The following is a 24,187-nucleotide window of genomic DNA, read 5'->3' as shown; positions in this document are numbered from 1 at the left end:
CAATAAGTGAAACGTAAATTTTGTCTGGTGGCAAGACAGTGAACCGTCTGATCCACCCGGAGGCAACGAACCAGGAGGAGACATGGCCGAACCGTCCACCCGCACGGTGGAGCGGGCACTGCACCTGCTCGGTTCCGTCTGCGACGCGGGGCATCTCAGCCTCGCCGAGGCGGCCCGACAGACCGGGCTCTCCGCCTCCACCGCCCTGCGCTTATTGCGCACGCTGGAATCCAGCGGATTCGTCCGCCGCGAACCGGAAGCCGGCTACCGGCCGGGAATGCGGATCGTCCAGCTCGGTGCCCAGGCGCTGAGCCACGAATCCCTGGTCTCGCTGGCGATGGAATCCCTCCGTCATCTGGTGGCGGCCACCGGGGAGTCCGCCTATCTCAGCGTCCCCTCGGTCGGCGGAACGGCGGCGCGGCACAGCATCTACATCGCGGTGGAGGAGGGGACGCATTCGGTGCGCCACACCTCCTGGGTCGGCCGGAGCGTCCCGCTCGACAACAGTGCCGTCGGGGCCGTCCTGCGGGGCAGGACCCCAGCGGCCGGGTACGTGGTCGTGGACCGCGGCGTCGAAAAGGACGTCACGGCGATCGCCGCCCCCATCACCGTGGGCCGCGGGGACGAAACCCGGGTGATCGCTGCCCTGTCGGTGATTGCGCCGTCGTACCGGATGGACCCCGAACTGGTCACCCGGATCGGCCGCCAGGTCGCCGCCGAAGCCCACAGCATCCTCACCACCCACCAACTCGACACCGAAGCCGGCGACGACGCCGACAGCAAGGAGCAGACGGCATGAGCCAGTCCTTCACCCAGCACGACCCCGCCCGCACCATCCGTGCCGCCCGCGGGACCGGGCTGACCGCCAAGTCCTGGCAGACCGAGGCGCCGCTGCGCATGCTGATGAACAACCTGGATCCCGAGGTCGCCGAACGCCCCGAGGACCTGGTCGTCTATGGCGGCACGGGACGGGCCGCCCGGTCCTGGGAGGCCTACGACGCCATCACCCGCACGCTGGAGACCCTGGAGGACAACGAGACCCTGCTGGTCCAGTCCGGCAAACCCGTCGGGGTGTTCACCACCAATAAATGGGCCCCGCGCGTGCTGATCGCCAACTCCAACCTGGTCGGGGACTGGGCCACCTGGCCCGAATTCCGCAAGCTGGAGGCCGAAGGCCTGATGATGTACGGGCAGATGACCGCCGGCTCCTGGATCTACATCGGGACCCAGGGGATCCTGCAGGGCACCTACGAGACCTTCGGGGCCATCGCCCGCAAGCTCACCGGGGACCAGGACGGTACCTTGGCCGGCACGCTGACCCTCACCGGTGGCTGCGGCGGCATGGGCGGGGCCCAACCGCTGGCCGTGACGCTCAACGGCGGGGTCTGCCTGATCGTGGATGTCTCCGAGGAGAGGCTGCGCCGCCGCGAAGGCAAACGCTACCTCGACGAGGTGGAGACCGACCTGGACACCGCCCTGGCCAAGGTCCTGGCCGCCCAGGCCGAGCAGCGTGCGCTTTCCGTCGGTTACGTCGGCAACGCCGCCGAGGTCTTCCCCGAGCTGCTGCGCCGACACCGGGCGGGGGAGCTGAGCATCGACATCGTCACCGACCAGACCTCCGCCCACGATCCGCTGTCCTACCTGCCGGTGGAATACACCCTGGAACAGTGGGACGCCGAGGCGCAGGCCGATCCGATCGGCTTCACCAAGAAGGCCCAGGAATCCATGGCCGTCCACGTCGAGGCGATGGTCGGATTCCAGGACGCCGGAGCCGAGGTCTTCGACTACGGCAACTCCATCCGCGACGAGGCCCGCCAGGGCGGCTTCGCCCGGGCCTTCGCCTTCCCCGGTTTCGTCCCGGCCTACATCCGTCCGCTCTTCTGCGAGGGGCTGGGCCCCTTCCGCTGGGTCGCGCTCTCGGGGGACCCGGAGGACATCCGCGTCACCGATCAGGCGCTGAAGGAACTCTTCCCGGACAACGCCCACCTGCACCGTTGGCTCGACGCCGCCGCCGAGCACGTGGAGTTCGAGGGCCTGCCCGCCCGCATCTGCTGGCTCGGCTACGGCGACCGGGCCAAGGCAGGGCTCCTGTTCAACCAGCTGGTCGCCGACGGCAAGGTCTCCGCCCCCATCGTCATCGGCCGTGACCATCTCGACGCCGGGTCGGTGGCCAGCCCCTACCGCGAAACCGAAGCCATGGCCGACGGCTCCGACGCCATCGCCGACTGGCCGCTGCTCAACGCCCTGACCGCCGCCTCCTCGGGGGCCACCTGGGTGTCCATCCACCATGGGGGAGGGGTGGGCATCGGCCGCTCGATCCACGCCGGGCAGGTCTCCGTCGCCGACGGCACCGAGCTGGCCGCCGCCAAACTCGAGGCCCTGCTGACCAACGACCCGGGCATGGGCGTCATCCGCCACGTCGACGCCGGCTACGACCGCGCCTCCGAAGTCGCTGCCGAACGCGGCGTGCGCATCCCGATGGCGGAATAGCATGAACGAGATCAGCACCGTCAATTCACTGATGGCGGCCATCGCGGACACCGGACGCGATCGGCGCCGCGGCGGCTACACCCGCCCCGTCTACTCCACCCCCGAGCTGGAACTGCGTGAATGGTTCACCACCGAGGCCACCCGCCGTGGTCTCGCCGTCGAACGCGATCCCAACGGCATCATCTGGGCCTGGTGGGATCTGCCCGGCGCCGCATCCACCGAGGGGCGCCGCGGGGCCCTGGTCACCGGTTCGCATCTGGACTCGGTCCCCGGCGGCGGGGCCTTCGACGGCCCGCTCGGGGTCGCCTCGGCGCTGGCCGCCCATGACGTGTTGGCCGCCCGTGAAGCCGCGGGGGACCTGCAGCGCCACCGGGCCATGGCCATCGCCGTGTTCCCCGAGGAGGAGGGCTCCGCGTTCGGGGTCGCCTGCCTGGGGTCGCGGCTGCTCACCGGGGCGATCGAGCCGACGCGGGCGCTGAACCTGCGCGACGGATCCGGCACCACCTTCGCCGAGGCCTCGAAGGCCCAGGGGCTGGACCCCGCGGCCATGGGACGCGATGAGGCGGCACTGGCCCGGATCGGCGACTTCGTCGAATTGCACGTCGAGCAGGGGCTGGGGCTCAATGGTGAGGACCATGTCGATGCGGCCGGCCGCGGACCCGCGGTGGCCGTGGCCTCCTCGATCCTCGGACACGGCCGCTGGCGGTTCTCCGTGTCCGGGCAGGGAAACCATGCGGGAACCACCTTGATGACCGACCGGGCCGATCCGATGGTCGCTGCCGCCCAGATGGTGTTGGCCGTCCGGAAGACCGCAGCAGGCCAGACCGGGGCGCGGGCCACCGTCGGACGATTGGAACCACTCCCCGGCGGGACCAACGTCATCGCCTCCCGGATCGATTTCTGGATGGATGTGCGCCACCCCGACGATGCGGTCACCGCCATGCTGGTGGAGCGGATCCACGGCCAGGCACAGAAGATCGCCGCCTTCGAAGGCTGTTCGGTGACCATGACCGAGGAATCCTATTCGGGCACCGTGCATTTCGATGCCACCCTCACCCGGACCCTGCAGAACTCGGTGCGCCGCACCACTGCTGCGGCCCCCGCCCTGTCCACCGGTGCCGGGCACGACGCCGGGGTGCTGGCTGCCGAGGTCCCCACCGGGATGCTCTTCGTGCGCAACCCCTCGGGCATCAGCCATTCGCCCGAGGAGCACGTCGAGGACGAGGACGCCACCGCCGGCACCGTGGCCCTGGCCGACGCGCTGGAGGACCTGCTGTGAGCGGGGCCGCGGAAGACCTCGTGAAGGTGCCGGGCCCGGTGAACGCGCATTCGCATGCCTTCCACCGGATCCTGCGCGGGCGCACCCATGAGGGGGCGACCGGTGGGGCCGGGGACTTCTGGACCTGGCGCGAACGGATGTATGCCGCCGCCGACCAGCTGGATCCGGCCGGCTACGAACAGCTGGCCACCGCGGTGTTCGCCGAGATGGTGGTCAGCGGGTTCACCGCCGTCGGCGAATTCCATTACCTGCACCATGGCCCCGATGGCACCCCCTATCCCGACCATGACATGGAACGCGCTCTGGCCCGGGCCGCCCGGGCCGCGGGAATCCGACTGGTCCTGCTGGACACCTGCTATTTGTCCGGCGGACTCGATGCCGAGGGGGCCCCGGTGGAGCTCAATGCCACCCAACGACGCTTCTCCGACGGAGACGCCGCCGGGTGGGTGGGCCGCCATGCCGCCTTGCGGGCGGCCCTGGCCTCCGAGGAACCCGCCACCGGGGCCGACGGGGCGGGCCTGGTGACTCTGGGCGCGGCCCTCCACTCGGTACGGGCCGTCCCTCTCCAGGCCCTGCCGGTCATCGCGGCGGCCCTGGAACCGGGCGAGCCGCTGCATGTGCACCTCTCCGAGCAGCCCGCGGAGAACCAGGGGTGCCTGGCCGCCCACGGGGTGAGCCCCACCGCCCTGTTGGCCGGGCAGGGGCTGTTGGGTCCACGCCTGTCGGCGGTCCATGCCACCCACCTCACCGAGGCCGATATCGCCGCCCTGGGGGCCGCCGGCTGCTCGATCGTGATGTGCCCGACGACGGAGGCCGATCTGGCCGATGGCATCGGCCCGGCGCGGGCCCTGGTCGACGCCGGGGCGAACCTCGCCCTGGGCACCGACCAGCATGCGGTCATCGACCCGTATCTGGAGATGCGGGCCCTGGAATACGGTGAACGCCTCCGCAGCGGGATCCGCGGCCGCTTCGCCCCGGCGGAGCTGTCGGCGGCTTCGCGGGCCGGGGGGCTGCGCAGCCTGTCCCTGCCCGGCAACGACGACCACCTCCTGGTTGACGCCGGTAGTCTGCGCACCGCCGGTAGCCGGGTGGCCCAGCTGCCCTTGACGGCCACCGCCGCCGACGTCCACGCTGTGGTCATCAATGGCGTCGAGGTCGCCCGGGAGGGAATCCACACCCGGCTCGGCGATCCTGCCGCCTTGTTGAGGACCTTCATCTACGAGCATCGGGAGTTCGCATGAGTGCCACCTTGGTGACCAATGTCGGGGAATTGACCACGCTGGACCCTGACGCACGGGTATTGGCCGGTGCCGCCGTGGTCATGGACCGGGGGCGTATCGCCTGGATCGGGCATCCCCGCCAGGCCCCGGCGGTGGATACCGTGTACGACGCCGGGGGCCGGGCCGCGCTGCCGGGCTGGGTGGATTCCCATACCCACCTGATGTTCGCCGGGGACCGGGCCGCCGAATTCGAGGCCAGGATGGCCGGCGCCGACTACGCGGCCGGGGGGATCAGCGTCACCATGGAGGCGACCCGGACCGCCACCGATTACGAACTCACCCGACTGCTCATGGGCCGGGTGGCCGAGGCCGCCGCCGGGGGGACGACCTACCTGGAGACCAAGACCGGCTACGGCCTGGATGTCACCGAGGAAGCCCGCCACGCCCGGATCGCCTCCACGATCGTGGACCAGGTCACCTATCTGGGCGCCCATCTGGTCCCGCCGGGCGCCGACGCCGAACAATACACCGATCTGGTCTGCTCCGACATGCTCTCCGCCGTGCGCCCCTACGTGAAATGGGCGGATGTGTTCTGCGAACGCGGCGCCTTCACCGAAGACCAATCCCGCAGGGTCCTGGCCGCCTCCCGTGATGCGGGCCTGGGCCTGCGGGTCCACGGCAACCAGCTCGGTCCCGGGCCGGGGGTGCGGTTGGCCGTGGAATTCGGGGCCGCGAGCGTGGACCATGTGAACCACCTCGACGAGGCGGATGTCGACGCGCTCGCCGGATCCTGGTCCGGTTGGGATGCCGCGAGCGGAACGGGGGAATCCGGGACCGTGGCGACCTGCCTGCCCGCCTGCGACCTCTCGACCCGGCAGCCGCTGGCCGAGGGGCGCCGGCTGCTCGACGCCGGCGTCCAGATCGCCCTGGCCTCGAACTGCAACCCGGGGACCAGCTACACCAGTTCGATGGCCTTCTGCGTTTCCACGGCGGTGCTGCAGATGCGCCTGTCCCTGACCGAGGCCCTGCAGGCCGCGACGATGGGCGGGGCCCTGGCCCTGGGGGTGCAGGACCAGGTGGGCAGCATCGAGGTCGGCAAACGGGCGGATCTGCAGCTGCTCAACGCACCGTCGGCGGCCCATCTGGCCTACCGACCGGGCATGCCGTTGACCGGGGCCGTCTGGCGGGCCGGGCAGCGGGTGGATCGGACCGCCGTGGGGTCCGCGCCACTGGCCTAGTATTCACCTATGCGTAGCAAGAGCCTGTGGCCGGAAATCCTGATCGTCCTGGGGCTCTCGCTGGGGCAGTCCGCCCTCTACGCGATCGTTTCGCTGATCGACAAGCTCAGCCGCGGCCCGCTGGGATCACAGACGACCACGCTGAATAATTCGCTCAGCAACCGGCAGTACTTTGATCTGACCTACCAGCTGATGGACATCATGTTCGCCCTGGTTCCGGTCGCCCTGGTGTTCTACCTGTTCTATCTGGCCGGCAGGAACGGGTTCCGTGCGCTCGGATTCGATCTGCGCCGGCCCGGAAAGGATTCATGGCAGGGGGTGGGGCTCTTCGTGCTGATCGGGGTCGGCACCCTGGGGCTCTACGCCGTGGGCCGGACGCTGGGGGTGACCACGGCCCTCGTCCCCGAGGCGCTGGAACCATATTGGTGGACCATCCCGGTGCTGGTGCTCTCGGCCATCCGGCACGGGATCCTGGAGGAGACGATCATGATCGGGTACCTCTTCGACCGGTTGCGGCAGCTGGGCTGGGGGACCTGGCCGATCATCCTCACCAGCGCGGTGGTGCGGGGCAGCTACCACCTCTACCAGGGGTTCGGTCCGTTCCTGGGCAACGCCGTCATGGGGGTGATCTTCGGCTGGATCTACACCCGGACGGGCCGGGTCATGCCATTGGTCATCGCCCATGCGCTGCTGGATATCGCCGGTTTCGTGGGGTATTCGCTCATCGGTTCGGCGATCGGGTTGGGAACCTAGCCACCCCTGGACCTACAGCTTGTAGGCAAACGCCTACAGGGTGTAGGTTCAATGCATGAAACGTGCACCCCTTCACCAGGCAGCAGTGGTCCAGGCAGCCGCCGAACTGGCTGACCGGGATGGCTTCGAGGCCATCACGGTCTCGGCGTTGGCCCGGGAGGTGGGCGTCCGCCCGGCCAGCCTCTACTCGCATGTCAAGGATCTGGCAGCCCTGCTGGACGGGGTGCACGAACTCGTCCTCGGCGAGGTGGCCGAGGCGGTGGCCGCGGGGATCGCTGGGCGCTCCGGATACGAGGCGCTCGTGGGTCTGGGTGAAGCCCAGCGCGACTTCGCCGGGCAGCACCCCGGCCGGTGGGCCGTCCTGGCACGGCCCGCCACGCCGAAGACCGCACGCTCCGCGGGGGCCATCCGCCTCGTTGACCTCACCTTCTCGGTGCTCCGCGGCTACCGCCTGCCGGAGACCGAACTGGTGCACGCGACCCGATTCATGGGCGCCACGGTCAACGGGTTCCTGGCCCTGGAACGGGCCTCCTCCTTCGAGCACCGCGACGAGCAGACCCGGACGTCTTGGCATCGCGCCCTGGAAGCCCTCGACCGCGCCCTGGCTAGCTGGCCCACCACCACAGAGCAGGAGCACTGATGATCACGACCGACCTCACCACAGACCTCGTCCGGGGCGCCGCCGAACTCGAGCAGACCCCCGACGGGATGCGGATCCACCGGCTGCCGGCCTGGGTGCGCCGGCAATACCCTGAACAGACCCTCATGGACCGTGAATCCCAGCCCGCGGGCGTCCGCATTGTCGTGAGGACGACTGCGACCCGGATCAAGCTCGTCTCCCATTCGACGCACACCGCGTTCCGGGGGAGCGAAAGGCCCCGTGGCCGCATCGACGTCTTCGTCGACGGCAGCCTCCAGCTCGGCGACGAACTCACCGGCGGGGACGCCGTGGAAATCGACATGGCCGCCGGCTCGATGCACCACGTGGCCGGGCCCCACCACACAACCGTCGTGGAGGGCCTCGCGCCAACGGAGAAGACGCTCGAATTCCACCTCCCCCACAATGAATCCCTGGAGTTGATCAGCCTCTGCTCCGACAAGCCGCTCCACCCCGCGCCCCGGACCCGTCCGCTGTGGGTCCACCACGGCAGCTCCATCAGCCAGGGATCGAACGCGGCATCCCCCAGCGGGATCTGGCCCGCCGTGGCAGCCCGCCGGGGCGGGGTCGAACTGCACAACCTCGGCTTCGGGGGCAGCTGCTTCGTGGACCCCTTCATGGCGCGGGTGATCCGCGATGCGCCAGCGGACGTCATCAGCGTCAAACTCGGCATCAACATCGTGAACCTGGATGCCATGCGCGTGCGGACCCTGGTCCCGGCCATCCACGGATTCCTTGACACCATCCGCGAGGGGCATCCCACCACGCCGCTGGTGTTGATCTCCCCGATCTTCTGCCCGATTCACGAAAGCACGTCGGGCCCCGGCACGATCGTCCCGGAGAGCCTGGGGACCAGCCAGGTCAAGTTCAGCGCGACGGGGACCCCAGGGGATGAATCGGCGGGACGGCTGACCTTGGAGGTCATCCGCCGCGAGATGCGCTCCCTGGTCGAAGACCGGGCGGACGATGCGAACCTGTACTTCCTGGACGGACTCGAGCTGTATGGGGCCCCGGACGAGGCCGAGCTGCCGCTGCCGGACAACCTGCATCCGGATTCCGCAACGCATCAGCTGATCGGCGATCGCTTCGCCGATCGGGTCTTCGCCGCCGACGGACCCTTCGCGGCGGTGCCGCGGCACTGATCCGGGACGGCACAGAGCGAAAACGACGGCGGCCCGCGGGCCGCCGTCGTTCGGTGTTCCACCTCCGTGAGCGGATCAGAGGGTGATGGTCCCCGAGGGGGTCTCGAAGGTCACCGTCATGATTCCCGGGGTGCCATTGGGGGCCTCCCACTGGACTTCGACATCGCCCAACGGCGACTCCGAGGGGGTGCCCAGCCATTCGCGGACCCGTTCGACCGAACCGGCGATCGCGATCCCGGAGATATGCCCCTGCGGATCCAATGCCCGGGAGGGGTGCAGGTCCTCGGTGCCGGTATCCCAGCGCAGCATGTAGGGCACCTGCGGGTCGGCGATCAGGCCCTTGATGCCGATCTGCTGCCACGTCAGTTCTTGGCCGTCGGGGAACTTGCGGTTGCCCGGGACCGATGACCGGCCCAGACGTTCCTCGAACGGGGCCAGGTCGTCAACGGCGACGCACCAACCCATCCATCCGCCACCCATCTCCGATCGGGCCCGGACGGCCTGGCCGAACGGCGCCTTGTCCGAGGACGGGTGGTCCAGGACCTCCACGACCTCCAGGTACTGGGTGTTCTTCAACGGGAAAATGACGTTCCTGGTCCCGAAGCGGGGATGAATGCCTCCCTTGACGGACTCGATCCCCAGAGTCTTGCCGACACGGGCGGCCGTCGCGGCCAACCCGTCTGGTCCACATGCGTACGAAACGTGATCCAACCTCATCATGGCTTCATGATCGCACTTTGTGAGGTGCGTCTCGACTTAGGGTGCCCTAAATCACCATGGTTCGTATTTTCCTCGACCCGTTTCCCGGGCCTCCATCGCGGCCGTCAGGAGGGGGACCGGACGGGGGAGGGGGAGGAATGTTGCGCCCTGCGGTCATATTGACGCCGCGTTGTTGCGGCGGCCGCCCCGATCCACAACACTGGAGGCAGGTCATGAGTGCCAGCGCGAAACCCCGGTTTGCTGGCCGGCAACCCTCCACTCGCGGTGGGGTGCCCCGGGTGAAGACCTGGTTCGCCTCCACAAGGAGAACGGACAAGCGCGGGTCACCTCCCGGCGTTCCCTTCCGGGACCGCCGTGGAACAGGGGCCCCTGAGTCGTAGAAGGGGACAGAAATGTCTGCATCATGGTCTTTTGAAACCCGCCAGGTCCACGCCGGACAGGCACCGGATCCCACCACCGGGGCCCGGGTGCTGCCGATCTACCAGACGACGTCGTATGTCTTCCCCAGCGCCGAGAGTGCCGCAGCACGCTTCGCGCTGAAGGAACTCGAGCCGATCTACACCCGCACCGGCAACCCGACGCAGGAAGCCGTCGAAACCCGGATCGCCGACCTCGAAGGCGGGGTCGGGGCCCTGCTGCTGGCCTCGGGCCAGGCGGCGACCACGCTTTCGATCCTCAACCTCGCGGGAGCCGGGGACCATATCGTGGCCAGCCCGAGCCTCTACGGGGGAACGCAGAACCTGTTCAAGCACACGTTGAAGCGCCTCGGCATCGAGGTCACCTTCGTGGAGGATCCCGACCACCTGGATTCCTGGCGGGCCGCGGTGAAACCGAACACCAAGGCATTCTTCGGTGAGGTCATCTCCAATCCGCGCCAGGACGTCCTGGATATCGAGGGCGTCAGCACGGTGGCCCACGAAGCCGGGGTCCCGCTCATCGTGGACAACACCCTGGGCACCCCGTACCTGGTCCGCCCCATCGAATTCGGTGCCGACATCGTGGTGCACTCGGCCACGAAGTACCTGGGCGGGCACGGAACCTCCGTCGCCGGGGCCATCGTTGATTCGGGCAACTTCGACTTCGCGGCCGACCCGGAACGCTTCCCGGAATTCAATACCCCCGACGAGTCCTACAACGGGCTGGTCTTCGCCCGCGATCTGGGGGTCGACGGCGCCCTGGGGGCGAACCTGGCGTTCATCCTCAAGGCGCGCGTCCAGTTGTTGCGCGATCTGGGTTCGGCGGTCTCCCCGTTCAACGCCTTCCTGATCGCCCAGGGCCTGGAAACCCTGAGCCTGCGCATGGAACGCCATGTGGCCAACGCGCAGAAGGTCGCCGAATGGCTCGAGGCCCACGCCCAGGTCGACTCCGTCGCCTTCGCCGGCCTGCCCTCCAGCCCCTGGTACGAACTCGGCCGCAAATACGCCCCGCGGGGCGTCGGCGCGGTCCTGGCCTTCGAGATCTCCGGCGGCGAACCGGCCGGCCGGGCCTTCGTCGACGGCCTCGAACTGCACTCCAACGTCGCCAACATCGGCGATGTGCGCTCGCTGGTGATCCACCCGGCCTCCACCACGCACTCCCAGCTCTCCGACGCCGAACGCGCCGCGGCCGGGGTGGGAGCCGGACTGGTGCGCCTGTCGGTGGGCATCGAGCACATCGACGACATCATCGCCGACCTCGAGGTCGGTTTCGCCGCCGCGGCCGCCGCCGGGGACGAAGCCGCAGAGGCCGCCCCGGAAGTCCAGGCCGTCCGGTGAGCCAGGGCGTCGGCGACGTGAGGGAACGACGTCAGGCCCCCGGGGCGCCGTTGATCCGTGACGGCATCCTCAAATGCGTGCCCATCGGCGGCTACCGCTTCGAGACCGGCGGCTGGCTGCCCGAGGTGATGATCGGCTACGAGACCTGGGGGACCCTGGACGCCCGGGCCTCCAATGCGGTGCTGTTGCTGCACGCCCTGACGGGGGATACCCATGTCTCCCGGGGGCACAGCCAGGAAGAAGGCTGGTGGGAAGGACTCGTGGGTCCGGGAAAGACGATCGATACCGACAGGTTCTTCGTCGTGGCCCCGAACATGGTCGGCGGCTGCTATGGCTCCAGCGGGCCCTCCAGCCTCGACCCCGACGGGCAGGCCTGGGGCTCCCGGTTCCCGTTCACCACGGTGCGGGATTCGGTGCGCACCGAGGCCCGGTTGGCCGACTACCTGGGCATTTCACGCTGGCACTCCGTCCTGGGCGGTTCCCTCGGTGGAGCGCGAGCGTTGGAATGGGCGGTGGAATACCCCGAACGCGTGGCCCGGTGCGCCGTCATTGCGGCCACCGCGGTCGCCTCCGCCGAACAGATCGCCTTCGGGCAGATCCAGACGCAGGCCATCCGGCTGGATCCGGACTTCTCCGGTGGCGACTTCTACGGAGCGGCGCCCTCGGCCGGCGCCCTCGACGCCGTCGGCACCGTGGCCCGGGGCAGTGGCACCGGCCCCCTCGCGGGGCTGGGGATCGCCCGCCGGCTGGCCCACATCACCTACCGTTCCGAGCCGGAACTGGAGATCCGTTTCGGGCACGAGGGCCAGGCCGAGGAGGACCCCTTCGGCAGCCCCGGCTTCGACCGGGGCCGGTACCAGGTCGAAAGCTATCTGGACCACCAGGCCGGCAAGCTGGTGACCCGCTTCGACGCGAACTCCTACATCGTGCTCACCGAGGCACTGGTGGGGCATGACGTCGGACGGGGACGGGGCGGGGTCGAGGCCGCCCTGGCCCGGACCGGCGGGGTGGAATTCCTCATCGCCGCCGTCGACAGCGACCGGCTCTACGGCCCGCAGCAGTCCGAGCGCCTGGCCGCTGCCCTGCCGGAGACACCGCAGGTCCAGTACATCCATTCACCGATCGGCCACGATGGCTTCCTGACCGACATCGAACAGTTGAACCAGGTCCTTCGTTCGGGGTTCTACGCCTGAGGGCCCCGCCCCGGGAACCTAGTCCGCGTCGTTGCGCGGATCCCCGGCACCCACGCTGTGGGGGGTCCCGCCCGGGGAAAAGGGCATGGCCTGCGGGCGTTTGGCCGTGATTCCGTCACCGCTGGACTGGTGCCGAAGCCGCCGCAGCACCCAGGGCGCCAGATGCGTGCGCGCCCAGACCAGGTCCTCACGCCGGGCCACCCTCCAGGGCTTGGGCTCCGAGGGGCTCGGCTCCAAGGCCGTGAGCTCGTGTTCGACGTTGAGGGCATCCAGGGCCATCATCGCAATGGTGTGGTGGCCCAGCGGTGAGAAGTGCAGCCGGTCCGGGGCCCACATCCGGGGTTCGTGGAGCTGGCGCATCGCCCACATATCGGCGACGACCGCGTCATGGCGGGCGCCGATGGCCCGCAAGTTCTCGTTGTAGATGGCCACCCGGCCGCGCATCGAGCCCAGGACCGGGGTTTCACCGATATCGGGGCCGTTGAACAGCAGGACCGTGGCCCCGGTGGCCGAGAGCTCGCCGATGAACCGGTCCATGGTCACCGCCAGGGCATCGGGATCCCCACCGGGGCGCAGCACGTCGTTGCCCCCGGCGCAAATGGTGATCAGGTCCGGGCGGAGTTCCAGGGCGGGTTCCAGCTGCTCCTCATGGATCTGGTCCAGCAGCCGGCCGCGGATCGCCAGGTTGGCATAGGCGAAGTCCTCCGCCTGCCGGCTGAGCTGCTCGGCGACACGGTCGGCCCAGCCACGGTGTCCGCCGGGGCTCTGCGGATCCGGATCCCCGATGCCCTCGGTGAAGGAGTCGCCGAGGGAGACCATGCGGCGCCAGGGGTGGCGGATCGCGTCGCCGGGGGACGTGGACGAGGGGTCGGACTGGTCCGGTGCGGAGGAAGCATCATTGTTACTCACGGGTACATCATTTCACCGGGCGCCCGGGTTTACCACCCCGGGACACGACCGGCAGGCACGCCGGAAGCGATGCCGCGTCCTGTGGCCGGGCGCGCCGGCGTGATTCAATGGCCGCATGACTGAGACTTTGCCCCAGCCCGTCGTTGCCTGGTCCCGCCCCGAATCCGAGCGGGAGGGCACCCCCCTGCTGGTCCTGTTCCATGGCTACCTTTCCCATGAGAAGGACCTGATCGGCCTGGCCCCGATGCTGCCGGAGGAATTCACCCTGGCCTCGGTGCGTGCCCCCTACGCCATGGGCCCGGGCTACACCTGGTTCCCGCTGATGGAGGACCTGGACTACTCGCTGGAGAAGGTCGTGGAGTCGGTGCAGCAGGTGTGGGCCTGGCTGGAGGAGGTGAAGGAACAGCACGCATCGGTGACGCTCCTGGGCTTCTCCATGGGGATGGCCGTGGCGACCTCGGTCCTGCGCCACCGACCGGAGGAGATCGACGCCGTCGTCGGACTGTCGGGATTCGCGATCCAGGCCGCCGGACACGAATTCTTCAACGACCAGGCCACGAAGGCGGCCCGGACGCCGATGTTCTGGGGACGCGGACAAGCCGACCCGGTGATCACCGAGGAGAAGATCGATTTCACCCTGGACTGGGCCGGGGAACACACCGACCTGACCAAGATGCTCTATGCCGGAATGGGCCACAGCGTATCGGAACCGGAAATGAAGCATGTGGGCGAGTTCCTGCGCCACCACGTGCTGGACTAGGACCCGGCGGAGTCGCGCCTACTCGGAGGTGACGATCACCGACTCGTCGGCCAGGGCGATCACATCGTCGATCTTCAACTGCCGGCCCCGGCGGGTCTCGATCTCACCGTTGACCTGAACCATCCCGTTTTCGATGAGCTCCTTGGCATGGAAACCGTCCTCGGCCAGGCTCGCCAGCTTCAGTAGCTGCCCCAAACGGATCGAATCGTCGCGGATGCTGATGGGCCGGGGCTGTTCTGCTGTCATGAGACCATCTTGCGTCACGAGCAGGTCCGGCCGCCACCGCGGCGATAGCATGTCCAACGATGACCCCAGTGATTGCTCCGCGGGCGAAGGCCCGGCACCTTCCGTTATGGGCCGGTCTGGTCCTGGCCATCATCGGGGGACTGATGATGCCCATCCAGGGCCGGATCAACGGCGGGCTCGCTGAACGGATGGGGGACCCGAACGCCGCGGCGGCCATCAGCTTCGCCGGCGGGACCGTGGTCATGATGCTGGCCTCGGTCCTGCTGCCGCGGGGGCGGGCCGGACTGGTGGCCATGCGCCGGGCCGTGGCCGGACGAGAATTCCCACGCTGGTACCTGCTGGCGGGGATCAGCGGCGGCTACATCGTCTTCGGACAGAGCCACGCGGTGCCCCTGATCGGCGTCGCACTGTTCACCGTGGCCATCGTGACCGGACAGACCATGAGCGGGCTGATGGTCGACCGGGTCGGATTCGGCCCCGGGGGCAAACGCTTCATCACCGCCCGGCGGATGGCCGGGGCCGTACTGATGATCATCGCCGTACTGTGGGCGGTATCGCCCCGGCTGGAATCCTCCGCCGACGGGCTCTCCTGGCTGGTGCCGGTGCTCCTGCCGTTCACCGCAGGGCTGTTCATGGGGTTCCAGCAGGCCATGAACGGGACCCAGACCGCCGCCTACGGCACCCCCATCACCGCCACCCTGGTCAATTTCCTCGTCGGGGGAACCGCCCTGTTCATCCTGTGGGGCCTCAGCTCCCTCGGGGGTGAACACCAGCTGTCCTTCCCCGCCGAATGGTGGCTCTACACCGGAGGGGTCTTCGGCTGCGTGTTCATCGCCATCGGCGCCCTGCTGGTCAAATCCCTGGGCGTGCTGATCTCCGGATTATGCATGATCGCCGGACAACTCGTCGGCTCGCTGGCCATCGACCTGATCCTGCCGGCCCCGGGCACCGTCATCGCCGTGGCGACGTTGCTGGGCACCCTGCTGACCCTGGCCGCCGTCGTCCTGGCCAGCGTCCCGGCCGGACGGCTGGCCCGGCCCACGCGGGGGCGCCGGTAGGTGAAATTGCCTGCGGACACGGCGATCACGTTAGGCTTGGCCGATATTGTTACCCCGCTACGGACCGCAACCAGCGGCCTCGTAAACCATTGGAGTTGAATTCATGGCGCCCCAGTCCCCGCTCGATCAGGTCATCTCCCTCGCCAAACGGCGCGGCTTCGTCTTCCAGGCCGGTGAGATCTACGGTGGATCCCGCTCCGCCTGGGACTACGGCCCGCTGGGGACCGAACTGAAGGAAAACATCAAGCGCGAGTGGTGGCAGTCCTTCGTGCGCGGCCGCGACGACATGGTCGGCCTGGACTCCTCGGTCATCCTGCCCAAGGCGGTCTGGGAGGCCTCGGGGCATGTGGCGACCTTCACCGACCCGCTGGTCGAGTGCACCAGCTGCCATCGACGCCACCGCGAAGACCACCTCATCGAGGCCTTCACCGCCAAGAAGAAGCGCGACCCGGTCGATGGCATGTCGGAGATCGCCTGCCCGGATTGCGGGAACAAGGGCGGCTGGACCGAACCGCAGCTCTTCTCCGGCCTGGTCAAGACCTACCTCGGCCCGGTGGACAACGAAGCCGGGCTGACCTTCCTGCGCCCCGAAACCGCCCAGGGCATCTTCGTGAACTTCAACAACGTGCTCACCACCTCGCGCAAGAAGCCCCCGTTCGGCATCGGCCAGATCGGTAAGGCCTTCCGCAACGAGATCACCCCGGGCAACTTCATCTTCCGCACCCGCGAATTCGAGCAGATGGAGATCGAGTTCTTCACCGCCCCCGAAGACGCCGGGCACTGGTACCGGGAATGGATCGACGCCTGCTGGGCCTGGTTCCTGGATCTGGGCATCAACCCGGAGAACATGCGCCAGTACGACGTTCCCGACGGGGAACGCGCCCACTACTCGGCGGGTACCGTCGATTTCGAGTACCGCTTCGGTTTCAAGGGCTCCGAATGGGGCGAGCTGATGGGGGTGGCCAACCGGACCGATTACGACCTGGGGGCCCACACCGCAGGCTCGGGCACCGAACTGAGCTACTTCGACCAGGCCACCGGCGAGCGGTTCACCCCCTACGTCATCGAGCCCTCCTTCGGCTTGACCCGCGCGATGATGGCATTCCTGGTGGATGCCTACACCGAGGACGAGGCCCCGAACTCCAAGGGTGGCGTCGATAAGCGCACCGTGCTCAAGCTGGACCCGCGGCTGGCCCCGGTGAAGGCCGCGGTGCTGCCGTTGAGCCGCAACGAGGAACTCACCCCCAAAGCCAAGGAACTGGCCGCCGAGCTGCGCAAGCACTGGAACGTGGACTTCGACGATTCCGGGGCCATCGGCCGCCGCTACCGTCGCCAGGATGAGATCGGCACCCCGTTCTGCATCACCGTGGACTTCGACACGCTCGAGGACCACGCGGTGACCATCCGTGAACGCGACACCATGAACCAGGAACGAGTGGCCCTGGACCAGGTGAAGTCCTACCTGGCCACGCGTCTACTCGGCGCCTGAGCCCCCACGGGCCGGCCACCCCACGGTGGCCGGCCCGCAGTCGTTTCACCACCTCCAACTCGCATCAGGAGCATCATGAGCAACCTCACCTACCGGCCGTGGCAAGAAGGCGACGACCTGGCCCTCCTGGAGATCCTCGGGGATCCATCCACACCACAGGCCCATATCGACCGCACGATGCTCCGTGCCGATGGTGATGACCCGTGGGCCCGCACGCTCGTCGCCGTCGACGAGGGCGTCCCGGTCGGCGCCGGCACGCTGTTCGAGTCCTCGCTGCACCCCGACCGGCTGTGGTTCTTCGTGGAGGTCGCCCCGGGCCTGCGCCGCCAGGGGGTCGCCACCGAACTGCTGCGGCGGCTGCGCGAATTCCCGGCCCCGTCGGGGGTCACCGCACTGAAGTCCAGGTACACGGTCGAAGGCGCCGAAGGTGAAGCAGCGGCCGCCTTCACGGTCTCCCTCGGCCAGGAACAGATCCAGAGGTCCCGCGGGGTCGTCGTGGAACCGGACTCCTTGCGCCTGCCGGTCTTCGAGGACGAAGGACTGACCCTGGAGGAGGCCGCCACCGGGTCGGTGGAGCTCTCCCAGGTGGTCGCGGACTTCTACAACGCGGTCCACGAGTGGGACCGGGCGCAGATGACCCTGGGCCGTGCCCAGACCATGCTGCTCAACGAGGCCACCGGGGCCAAGGGCGCCATCGTGCTGCGCGACAAGCCCAAGGAATCCGGCGGCAAGATCCTCTCCTTCGCGATCAGCTACGAGCCCGACCGCGTCGACGCCCCGGCCGATGTGCTCATGGGCTGGGACCCCTCCCTTTCCGACTCCGAGGCCCGTGAGGCGGTCCGCGGTCTGCTGGCCATGCTGGCCCACCAGTACCCGGTCAAGCTCGAAGTCGACGACGCCATGGCCCCGCTCGCGGATCTGACCGATGAACTGATCACCGCCGGATCGGCGACCGTGGTGACCACGACGATCATCGTCGCCAACTAATGCACCCAGGCCGCCGGGGAGGGCCCTTCCCGGCGGCGGCATTCGGAGGATCGGCCCGTTCTTGACACAATGGGGTCGTGAGCGTGATTACCCCCGATACCCCGACCCCGCCCCAACTGATGCTGCCCCCGCTGCAACTGGGCCATCTCACGGTGGACACCCCCGTCGTCCTGGCCCCGATGGCCGGCATCACCAATGCCGCCTTCCGGCGCCTGTGCCGGGAGTACGGCGGCGGGTTGTTCGTCTCCGAGATGGTGACCTCCCGCGCGCTGGTCGAACGCAATGAACAGTCGTTGCGGATCATCTCCCACGATGACGACGAAGGCATCCGCTCGGTCCAACTCTACGGGGTGGACCCGGCCACCGTCGGCGCCGCGGTGCGGCTGATCGTCGAGGAGGACCGCGCGGACCACATCGACCTGAACTTCGGCTGCCCGGTCCCCAAGGTCACCCGGCGCGGTGGGGGAGCGGCCCTGCCGTGGAAGACGGATCTGTTCACCTCCATCATCCAAGCCGCCACCCGCGAAGCAGCCCGCGGGGACGTCCCGCTGACCATCAAGATGCGCAAGGGCATCGACGAGGACCACCTGACGTTCATCGAGGCCGGGAAAATCGCCCGTGATGCCGGCGTCGCCGCCGTGGCCCTGCACGGGCGCACGGCGGGCCAGCATTATTCCGGGAAGGCCGACTGGGACGCGATCGCCGAACTGCGCAACGCCCTGCCCGATATCCCCGTGCTAGGCAACGGGGACATCTGGAGCGCGGAGGACGCCGTCGCCGTGGTCGAGCAGACCGGGGTCGACGGCATCGTCGTGGGCCGTGGCTGCCAGGGCCGGCCCTGGCTCTTCGGGGACCTTCAGGCCGCCTTCGAGGGATCCGATCGCCGGTTCCGTCCCGGGCTGGCCGAGGTGGCCACCAGCTTCCAACGCCACGCCGAACTGCTGGTCGAGTACTTCGAGGACGAGGGCAAGGCGCTTCGGGACATCCGCAAACACGTGGCCTGGTACTTCAAGGGCTACGCGGTCGGCGGGGACCTGCGGGCGGCCCTGGCCGCCGTGGAGACGTTGGACTCGCTGGCCGAGTTGCTCGCTGAACTCGATGCCGACGTGCCCTACCCCGGGGGCGGCGCCGAAGGCCCCCGCGGCCGGGCGGGATCGCCGAAACGCACGCATCTGCCCGACGGGTGGCTGGACAGCAGGTCCATGGACGAGGAGCACCGTGCGATGATCTCCGCCGCCGAACTGGACGTGTCAGGTGGTTGAGCGGCAGACCCGCCGCAGCCCGGCCGGCTACACGCCCTTCGACGAGGAACGCTGGGTCGGCGAACCGGAGAAGCTCGCTTACCGCACCAGCTTCGAACGCGACCGGGCCCGCGTCCTGCACTCCTCGGCACTGCGCCGGCTGGGGGCCAAGACCCAGGTCGTGGCCCCCATGTCCGATGATTTCGTGCGCACCCGGCTCACGCATTCGCTCGAAGTCGCCCAGGTCGGCCGCGAACTCGGGGCCACCCTGGGCTGCGACCCCGACGTCGTGGACACCGCCTGCCTTTCCCACGACCTGGGGCATCCGCCCTTCGGCCACAACGGCGAGAAGGCCCTGAACCAACTGGCCGCCGGCATCGGCGGATTCGAAGGCAACGCCCAGACCCTGCGGCTGTTGACCCGGTTGGAAACCAAGAAGTTCCGTGATGACGGCGAACCCGCAGGTCTGAACCTGACCCGTGCCACCCTCGACGCCGCCTGCAAATATCCGTGGCGGCGGAGCGAGGCCCCCATCGTCAACGGCCGGCAGACCGGAAAATTCGGTGTCTACGAAGATGACCTGCCCGTCTTCGACTGGCTGCGCTCGGGGCACGACGGCGGTGCCACCGTGTCCCCGGAGCCGCGGCAGAAATGCGTGGAGGCCCAGGTCATGGATCTGGCCGACGACATCTCCTATTCGGTCCACGATGTGGAGGACGCGATCGTGGCCGGCCGTTTCCAGTTGCGGTGGATCCGTGATGCGGACCAGCGGGCGCGGGTCATCGACTGCACCCAACGCTGGTATCTGCCCGAGGTCGATACCGCGACCATCGACGGCGCCCTGGCCCGGCTGGAGGCCACCGGTGAATGGGTCGAGCACTACGACCAGTCCCGCAAGGGCGCAGCCGCATTGAAGGACATGACCAGCCAGTTCATCGGCAGGTTCTGCCAGTCGGCCTTCGACGCCACCCGGGCGGTCTATGGGCCGACCCGGCTGACCCGGTTCAACGGCCACCTCATCATCCCCGAGGAAACCGATCACGAGATCGCCGCGATGAAGGGGCTCGCCGCCGCCTACGTGATGACCAGCCAGGAACGCCAGCCCATCTACCAGCGCCAGCTCGAGGTGCTGGGTGAACTGGTCGGGTTGCTGGAGGACACCGGGGACCGTTATCTCGAACCGCTCTTCGCCGAGGACTGGGCCAGCGCCACCGACGATGCCGGCCGGCTGCGGGCGGTCATCGACCAGGTCGCGAGCCTGACGGACTCCTCCGCCAAGGAATGGCACGCCACCCTGGTGCAGGGCCATTCCTTCAGCCTCGAGCTCTTCTAGACCTCCTTCAGCCAGCCCGAGACCGGTCCGCCCTGGACCAGACGTTCCAGGGGGACGTCCAGGCCCTGCTTCTTGAGCTTCATGACCAACTGGATGAACCGCACCGAGTCCAGACCCAGATCGGCCAGATCGGAGTCGGCAGTGATCTCCGCGGCGGGAATGCCCAGCAGGGCTGCGGACTCGCGGATCACGGTCTGCAGCTTCCACTGGCCGCCGAGGTGCTGCATCGTCGTCACGACGCCGCAGCGTGCCGAAACCCATTCCAACGCCCGGGCGTGGTCCTCGGCGGTGAAATCCGCTACGGCATCGGCGACGATGAAGGACTGGACATCTGACATGAATCCCTCCAGGGCCGTGGCCAAGCAGCCGATGAAGGCATAGACCCCGGTGATGACCAACTGGTCGCGCCCTTCCGCGCGCAGGCGTTCCAGCAGATCGGTGCGCTGGAAAGCGCTGTAGCGCCATTTGCGCATTACTTCGGAAGCGTCCGCGGGAGTCAGGGACCCCACGATCCCGGTATCCGCGGTGCGAGGGCCGTAGCCCCAGAAATCGGTCAGAAGGGCACGTTCGTCGGGATCCTGGTCGCCGGGCTGGGCACTGTAAACCACCGGAATACCCAGTAGGCGTGCCTGGGCGATGAGCTCGGCGATGTTCCCCAGAACGGTGTCCATCGGTTCGGCGTCAGCAGCATACTTATCCACGAAGTGGTTCTGCATGTCGTGAACGAGGAGGATGCTGCGCTCCGGGCAGGAGATCCAATCGCCTACCCGGTTCACCCCGTCCCAGCGCGGCAAGTCGTAGCGAAGCGCCTCGGGGATTTCGAGGTTCGTCGTGTCCATGGTGTTGGTGCTCATGCGTTGGTGCTCCTTTGCTCGCGCAGCAGTGTCCGCAGGCGAACCCGGCTGATTTTTCCTACCCCGGTGACGGGGAACTGTTCGGTGGTCTCGATCCGATCGGGAACCTTCATGACATCGACGCCGCAGTCCCGCAGATGGGAGGCGATCGACTTCCGGTCCACTCCGGAATTCGCGCTGGTGCCCGCACGTGCCGGGACGATGATGGCGACACTGCGTTCGCCGAGGTATTCATCGGGCTCGGCCACGACGACGGCATCGTCGATGGCGGGATGGGCCAGCAGGATGTCCTCGACCTCCTCGGCGGAGATCTTTTCCCCGCCGCGGTTGATCTGGTCCTTGGACCGCCCTTCGACGATGAGGGAGCCGTCGGCGCGCTGTCGCACGATGTCACCCGTGCGGTAGAAACCGTCCTCGGTGAACGCCTGGCGGTTGGCCTCCGGTGACCGGAAGTACCCGCGGATCGTATAGGGGCCCCGGGTCAGCAGGTGGCCGCGGTGCCCAGAGGCGACCGGGCGGTCCTGCTCGTCGACGATCCGGATCTCGTCGGCAGCGCTCATGGGCCGGCCCTGCGTGCCGATGACCGTGTCGGCATCGTCGTCGGGCCGGGTATAGCAGACCAGTCCCTCGGCCATGCCGAAGACCTGTTGCAAAGTCCCGGGGACCAGCTCCATGAGCCGTCGGGCCAGTTCGGGGACCAGCTTGGCGCCACCGACCTGCAGGAGCCGCAGGCTCGAGAGCTGTCCGATGGCGTCAGGTTCCAGCTCGGCATGGTTGACCCACAGATGCGCCAGCGGCGGAACGAGCGGGACCACCGTCACCCGGTGGAGGGCCACGAGATCAAATACGGCCCCGGGAAGTTGGTCTTCGGTCAGGACCACGGTGCCGCCGGCCAGCAGCACGCCCAGGAAGCCGGGGGAGCTCATCGGGAAATTGTGCACGGCCGGGATCACCGATAGGAAGACGTCCTGGGGCGTCAGTCCACACACCACGTTGCTCCGGCGGATTGAATACAGATAGTCGTCGTGGGTGCGGGGAATGAGTTTGGGCAGACCCGTGGTTCCCCCGGAGAGCTGCAGGAAGGCGATGTCGTCCGTCCCCGAGACGCGGTAGGTCTGCTCGAGCTCCCGGCCGGTGATCGAGGCGCTGCGGAGTTGCTCCGCGGTCATGACCCACCTGGCTGAAGCGACCTGTTCGACCACGTCGGCGGCGACCCGGGCAGCGTCGTAGTCCGCGGTCATGTCGCCAACGATGAGGGCAACGGCCTTCGCCCGGTCGGCGACGGCCGTGAGCTCGCGTTCACGACTGCTGCCCAGACAGTAAACGGGAATGGCTCCGATGCGCATCAGGGCCAGGGCGCAGACGACGAGTTCGATTCGGTTCGGGAGTTGGAGGATGACCCGGTCCCGATCGGTGAGCCCCCGGTGGGAGAACACCGCAGCCAGTCGGCTGATCCGGGCGCCGAGCTCGGCATAGCTGAGCTGTCCGTGGTCATCCACCACTGCAGGGTGATCCGGGGTGGCTCGAATCGCGGCCTCCGCGATGCGATCCAGCCGTTCTCCGGTCCAGTACCCGTCACGGCGGTAGGCCGCTGCTGCTTCGGCTGGCCAGGGCCGGCCACCGGCGGCCAGCAGGGGGGTCGCTGAGTTCATGGTCTGTGGGTTCATCGATTGCCGCCTTCCCCGAGCCCCAGCGCCGCGAGGACGGTGCGCAACTTGGCCCCGGTCTCCGCGGCCTCCGATCGGGGATCGGAGCCGGCGACGATGCCGGCTCCCGCCGAAATGAGGGCCGTGGGGCCGTCGACCAGGGCCCCACGGATGGCGACCACCCACACCCCGTTTCCCGCGCGGTCCTGCCAGCCGACGGCGCCGGTGAAGTAGCCGCGGCTAGCTTCAAAGCGTCGCAGAAGGGCGCGGGCCTCGGAGGTCGGCGTGCCGCATACGGCAGGGGTGGGGTGCAGGGTGCGGGCCAGGGCGGCGGCCGATGGCCGGTGACCCGAGGTCCCGGGGGCAGAGAGGTCCCCACGGATCCAGGTGCCGAGATGGAGCATGGAATCCGTCGTGGTGGTGTCCTGGGCCTCGACACGTACATTGGAGCAATTCGGGGCCAGACCGGAAGTGACGGCGTCGACGACCAGTCCGTGTTCACGGGCATCCTTGCTCGAGGTGCGCAGGTCTGCGGCGCGTTTCCGGTCTTCGTTGTCCTCGCCACTCCGCGGGCGGGATCCGGCCAGGGGGTGGGAGCTGACGGAGGAGCCGTCTCGTTCGAGCAAGAGTTCGGGACTCAGGCCCACGAAGGAGCGCCCGTGTTCAAGCGGGATGTGGTAGCCGAAACCATTTTCGGAGGAGGACAGGAGCCGCTCCAGGAGCCCATGGGGGTCGATCGGGCCATCGGCGGCCACCAGCTTGGAACGGGCCAGGACGACTTTTTCGAGCTGTCCGTCACCAATCAACCGCAGAGCTTCTTCGACGCGGCGTTCGTATCCGGCCACGTCCGGGATCTCAACGAGGGACTGGATGCGGGGAGTCCGGCTGTCCGGGGCCACATCGCCGGTGGCGCCGGAGTATGCCTCATTGGCACCGCAGATGAAGACGGCGGGCTCGGTGGCGTCAAAGGGCAGGCAGCCGATGACGACATCGGCATCGGGTTGCGTCTCGAAGGCCCGGGCGATCGCGTCCTCGAAATCGGGAGAAGGGACCAGATTCAGGGCTCCGCTGACCTGTCCGGTGAACCCGGGGGAGACAAATCGGGCGGTCCGGACAGCGGTGACCGTGCCGCGCCCCGATGGGGCGGCGGCGTGTTCGTTCCGGGGTGGTGCCACGCGGAGGGTGTCGGTGGTCGTACTCATCATTGACTTCCTAGG

At 68.4% G+C, this 24,187-nt stretch carries 22 protein-coding genes and 1 riboswitch; of the genes, 16 read left to right on the top strand and 6 right to left on the bottom strand.

Translation table 11 applies throughout. The annotated features are described in order from the left end of the window. Positions 1 to 82 precede the first annotated feature (82 nt). The 8 genes from ACT3S2_RS09790 to ACT3S2_RS09755 are packed head-to-tail and all read left to right on the top strand — an operon-like array spanning position 83 to position 8,780. Positions 83 to 799 (top strand): IclR family transcriptional regulator, encoded by a 717-nt coding sequence (locus ACT3S2_RS09790; protein WP_444561618.1) that lies wholly within the window; start codon positions 83 to 85, stop codon positions 797 to 799. Next, positions 796 to 2,490: a urocanate hydratase gene (locus tag ACT3S2_RS09785; protein WP_444561617.1), complete on the top strand. Its 1,695-nt coding sequence runs from the start codon at positions 796 to 798 to the stop codon at positions 2,488 to 2,490. Before ACT3S2_RS09790 ends, ACT3S2_RS09785 begins: the two co-directional genes overlap by 4 nt. A gap of 1 nt (position 2,491) precedes the next feature. Beyond that, on the top strand, positions 2,492 to 3,769 hold the full coding sequence (locus ACT3S2_RS09780; RefSeq protein WP_444561616.1) for an allantoate amidohydrolase: 1,278 nt from the start codon (positions 2,492 to 2,494) through the stop codon (positions 3,767 to 3,769). Further along, complete coding sequence (locus tag ACT3S2_RS09775; protein ID WP_444555259.1) at positions 3,766 to 5,010, top strand: formimidoylglutamate deiminase; 1,245 nt, start codon at positions 3,766 to 3,768, stop codon at positions 5,008 to 5,010. The genes ACT3S2_RS09780 and ACT3S2_RS09775 overlap by 4 nt, the downstream gene beginning before the upstream one ends. Then, positions 5,007 to 6,227, top strand: a complete 1,221-nt coding sequence (hutI, locus tag ACT3S2_RS09770) for an imidazolonepropionase (RefSeq protein WP_444561615.1) — start codon at positions 5,007 to 5,009, stop codon at positions 6,225 to 6,227. The genes ACT3S2_RS09775 and hutI overlap by 4 nt, the downstream gene beginning before the upstream one ends. Before the next feature lie 9 nt (positions 6,228 to 6,236). Beyond that, entirely contained in the window at positions 6,237 to 6,980 is a 744-nt protein-coding gene (locus tag ACT3S2_RS09765) for a CPBP family intramembrane glutamic endopeptidase (protein ID WP_444555261.1), read from the top strand. 55 nt (positions 6,981 to 7,035) lie between these two features. Continuing rightward, the gene (locus ACT3S2_RS09760) at positions 7,036 to 7,620 is read left to right on the top strand and encodes a TetR/AcrR family transcriptional regulator (protein ID WP_444555262.1); all 585 of its coding nucleotides are present in this window, start codon (positions 7,036 to 7,038) and stop codon (positions 7,618 to 7,620) included. After that, on the top strand, positions 7,620 to 8,780 hold the full coding sequence (locus ACT3S2_RS09755) for a GDSL-type esterase/lipase family protein (protein WP_444561614.1): 1,161 nt from the start codon (positions 7,620 to 7,622) through the stop codon (positions 8,778 to 8,780). The genes ACT3S2_RS09760 and ACT3S2_RS09755 overlap by 1 nt, the downstream gene beginning before the upstream one ends. A gap of 75 nt (positions 8,781 to 8,855) precedes the next feature. Here the strand turns inward: ACT3S2_RS09755 and ACT3S2_RS09750 are convergent, their stop codons facing one another. Next, on the bottom strand, positions 8,856 to 9,500 hold the full coding sequence (locus ACT3S2_RS09750; RefSeq protein ID WP_444555264.1) for a VOC family protein: 645 nt from the start codon (positions 9,498 to 9,500) through the stop codon (positions 8,856 to 8,858). 208 nt (positions 9,501 to 9,708) lie between these two features. After that, positions 9,709 to 9,825, top strand: a riboswitch (SAM riboswitch). Positions 9,826 to 9,892: 67 nt separating this feature from the next. On the opposite strand from ACT3S2_RS09750, the gene ACT3S2_RS09745 reads away from it, so the two are divergent. Continuing rightward, positions 9,893 to 11,254, top strand: coding sequence for a bifunctional o-acetylhomoserine/o-acetylserine sulfhydrylase (locus ACT3S2_RS09745; RefSeq protein WP_444561613.1), 1,362 nt, complete (start codon positions 9,893 to 9,895; stop codon positions 11,252 to 11,254). Positions 11,255 to 11,271: 17 nt separating this feature from the next. Further along, positions 11,272 to 12,447 carry a homoserine O-acetyltransferase MetX gene (gene metX, locus ACT3S2_RS09740; RefSeq protein WP_444555266.1) on the top strand — a complete coding sequence of 392 codons (1,176 nt, stop codon included), beginning with the start codon at positions 11,272 to 11,274 and terminating at the stop codon, positions 12,445 to 12,447. An 18-nt stretch (positions 12,448 to 12,465) separates the two neighbouring features. Here metX and ACT3S2_RS09735 read toward each other — a convergent pair whose 3' ends face one another. Then, positions 12,466 to 13,356: an SGNH/GDSL hydrolase family protein gene (locus ACT3S2_RS09735; RefSeq protein ID WP_444555770.1), complete on the bottom strand. Its 891-nt coding sequence runs from the start codon at positions 13,354 to 13,356 to the stop codon at positions 12,466 to 12,468. A gap of 115 nt (positions 13,357 to 13,471) precedes the next feature. On the opposite strand from ACT3S2_RS09735, the gene ACT3S2_RS09730 reads away from it, so the two are divergent. Continuing rightward, positions 13,472 to 14,116, top strand: a complete 645-nt coding sequence (locus ACT3S2_RS09730) for an alpha/beta hydrolase (RefSeq protein ID WP_444555769.1) — start codon at positions 13,472 to 13,474, stop codon at positions 14,114 to 14,116. A gap of 18 nt (positions 14,117 to 14,134) precedes the next feature. Here the strand turns inward: ACT3S2_RS09730 and ACT3S2_RS09725 are convergent, their stop codons facing one another. Further along, the gene (locus tag ACT3S2_RS09725; protein WP_444555768.1) at positions 14,135 to 14,362 is read right to left on the bottom strand and encodes an RNA-binding S4 domain-containing protein; all 228 of its coding nucleotides are present in this window, start codon (positions 14,360 to 14,362) and stop codon (positions 14,135 to 14,137) included. A gap of 59 nt (positions 14,363 to 14,421) precedes the next feature. On the opposite strand from ACT3S2_RS09725, the gene ACT3S2_RS09720 reads away from it, so the two are divergent. The 5 genes from ACT3S2_RS09720 to ACT3S2_RS09700 all read left to right on the top strand — a co-directional run bounded on the left by ACT3S2_RS09720 (position 14,422) and on the right by ACT3S2_RS09700 (position 20,470). Next, complete coding sequence (locus ACT3S2_RS09720) at positions 14,422 to 15,420, top strand: DMT family transporter (RefSeq protein WP_444561612.1); 999 nt, start codon at positions 14,422 to 14,424, stop codon at positions 15,418 to 15,420. A 103-nt stretch (positions 15,421 to 15,523) separates the two neighbouring features. Then, entirely contained in the window at positions 15,524 to 16,909 is a 1,386-nt protein-coding gene (locus ACT3S2_RS09715; protein WP_444555717.1) for a glycine--tRNA ligase, read from the top strand. Between the two features lie 75 nt (positions 16,910 to 16,984). Then, complete coding sequence (locus ACT3S2_RS09710; protein ID WP_444555716.1) at positions 16,985 to 17,896, top strand: GNAT family N-acetyltransferase; 912 nt, start codon at positions 16,985 to 16,987, stop codon at positions 17,894 to 17,896. 119 nt (positions 17,897 to 18,015) lie between these two features. Then, entirely contained in the window at positions 18,016 to 19,158 is a 1,143-nt protein-coding gene (gene dusB / locus ACT3S2_RS09705) for a tRNA dihydrouridine synthase DusB (protein WP_444561665.1), read from the top strand. Further along, the gene (locus ACT3S2_RS09700; RefSeq protein ID WP_444555715.1) at positions 19,151 to 20,470 is read left to right on the top strand and encodes a deoxyguanosinetriphosphate triphosphohydrolase; all 1,320 of its coding nucleotides are present in this window, start codon (positions 19,151 to 19,153) and stop codon (positions 20,468 to 20,470) included. The genes dusB and ACT3S2_RS09700 overlap by 8 nt, the downstream gene beginning before the upstream one ends. On the opposite strand, the gene ACT3S2_RS09695 is transcribed toward ACT3S2_RS09700, so the two are convergent. From ACT3S2_RS09695 to ACT3S2_RS09685, 3 genes are read right to left on the bottom strand one after another with little or no spacing between them, the layout of a single operon-like run. Beyond that, positions 20,467 to 21,324 carry an isochorismatase family protein gene (locus ACT3S2_RS09695; protein ID WP_444561611.1) on the bottom strand — a complete coding sequence of 286 codons (858 nt, stop codon included), beginning with the start codon at positions 21,322 to 21,324 and terminating at the stop codon, positions 20,467 to 20,469. The genes ACT3S2_RS09700 and ACT3S2_RS09695 overlap by 4 nt on opposite strands. Continuing rightward, positions 21,321 to 22,991 carry a (2,3-dihydroxybenzoyl)adenylate synthase gene (locus ACT3S2_RS09690; protein WP_444555714.1) on the bottom strand — a complete coding sequence of 557 codons (1,671 nt, stop codon included), beginning with the start codon at positions 22,989 to 22,991 and terminating at the stop codon, positions 21,321 to 21,323. Before ACT3S2_RS09690 ends, ACT3S2_RS09695 begins: the two co-directional genes overlap by 4 nt. Next, entirely contained in the window at positions 22,988 to 24,172 is a 1,185-nt protein-coding gene (locus ACT3S2_RS09685; RefSeq protein ID WP_444555713.1) for an isochorismate synthase, read from the bottom strand. Before ACT3S2_RS09685 ends, ACT3S2_RS09690 begins: the two co-directional genes overlap by 4 nt. Between the last annotated feature and the right edge of the window lie 15 nt (positions 24,173 to 24,187).

It is taken from the genome of Arthrobacter sp. AOP36-A1-22 (assembly GCF_052377615.1).
Classification (GTDB): domain Bacteria; phylum Actinomycetota; class Actinomycetes; order Actinomycetales; family Micrococcaceae; genus Arthrobacter_H.
The sequence above is the reverse complement of the archived record's forward strand: the minus strand, read 5'-3'. Positions and strand labels throughout refer to the sequence as shown.

What these genes read in the sequence shown, in the direction of transcription:
- ACT3S2_RS09730 (WP_444555769.1), top strand. Translation starts at nt 13,472, where the DNA reads ATGACTGAGACTTTGCCCCAGCCCGTCGTTGCCTGGTCCCGCCCCGAA.
- ACT3S2_RS09745 (WP_444561613.1), top strand. Translation starts at nt 9,893, where the DNA reads ATGTCTGCATCATGGTCTTTTGAAACCCGCCAGGTCCACGCCGGACAG.
- ACT3S2_RS09715 (WP_444555717.1), top strand. Translation starts at nt 15,524, where the DNA reads ATGGCGCCCCAGTCCCCGCTCGATCAGGTCATCTCCCTCGCCAAACGG.
- ACT3S2_RS09785 (WP_444561617.1), top strand. Translation starts at nt 796, where the DNA reads ATGAGCCAGTCCTTCACCCAGCACGACCCCGCCCGCACCATCCGTGCC.
- ACT3S2_RS09695 (WP_444561611.1), bottom strand. Translation starts at nt 21,324, where the DNA reads ATGAGCACCAACACCATGGACACGACGAACCTCGAAATCCCCGAGGCG.
- ACT3S2_RS09720 (WP_444561612.1), top strand. Translation starts at nt 14,422, where the DNA reads ATGACCCCAGTGATTGCTCCGCGGGCGAAGGCCCGGCACCTTCCGTTA.
- ACT3S2_RS09725 (WP_444555768.1), bottom strand. Translation starts at nt 14,362, where the DNA reads ATGACAGCAGAACAGCCCCGGCCCATCAGCATCCGCGACGATTCGATC.
- ACT3S2_RS09690 (WP_444555714.1), bottom strand. Translation starts at nt 22,991, where the DNA reads ATGAACCCACAGACCATGAACTCAGCGACCCCCCTGCTGGCCGCCGGT.
- ACT3S2_RS09750 (WP_444555264.1), bottom strand. Translation starts at nt 9,500, where the DNA reads ATGATGAGGTTGGATCACGTTTCGTACGCATGTGGACCAGACGGGTTG.
- dusB (WP_444561665.1), top strand. Translation starts at nt 18,016, where the DNA reads ATGCTGCCCCCGCTGCAACTGGGCCATCTCACGGTGGACACCCCCGTC.
- ACT3S2_RS09755 (WP_444561614.1), top strand. Translation starts at nt 7,620, where the DNA reads ATGATCACGACCGACCTCACCACAGACCTCGTCCGGGGCGCCGCCGAA.
- ACT3S2_RS09710 (WP_444555716.1), top strand. Translation starts at nt 16,985, where the DNA reads ATGAGCAACCTCACCTACCGGCCGTGGCAAGAAGGCGACGACCTGGCC.
- ACT3S2_RS09765 (WP_444555261.1), top strand. Translation starts at nt 6,237, where the DNA reads ATGCGTAGCAAGAGCCTGTGGCCGGAAATCCTGATCGTCCTGGGGCTC.
- ACT3S2_RS09780 (WP_444561616.1), top strand. Translation starts at nt 2,492, where the DNA reads ATGAACGAGATCAGCACCGTCAATTCACTGATGGCGGCCATCGCGGAC.
- ACT3S2_RS09760 (WP_444555262.1), top strand. Translation starts at nt 7,036, where the DNA reads ATGAAACGTGCACCCCTTCACCAGGCAGCAGTGGTCCAGGCAGCCGCC.
- ACT3S2_RS09685 (WP_444555713.1), bottom strand. Translation starts at nt 24,172, where the DNA reads ATGAGTACGACCACCGACACCCTCCGCGTGGCACCACCCCGGAACGAA.
- ACT3S2_RS09790 (WP_444561618.1), top strand. Translation starts at nt 83, where the DNA reads ATGGCCGAACCGTCCACCCGCACGGTGGAGCGGGCACTGCACCTGCTC.
- hutI (WP_444561615.1), top strand. Translation starts at nt 5,007, where the DNA reads ATGAGTGCCACCTTGGTGACCAATGTCGGGGAATTGACCACGCTGGAC.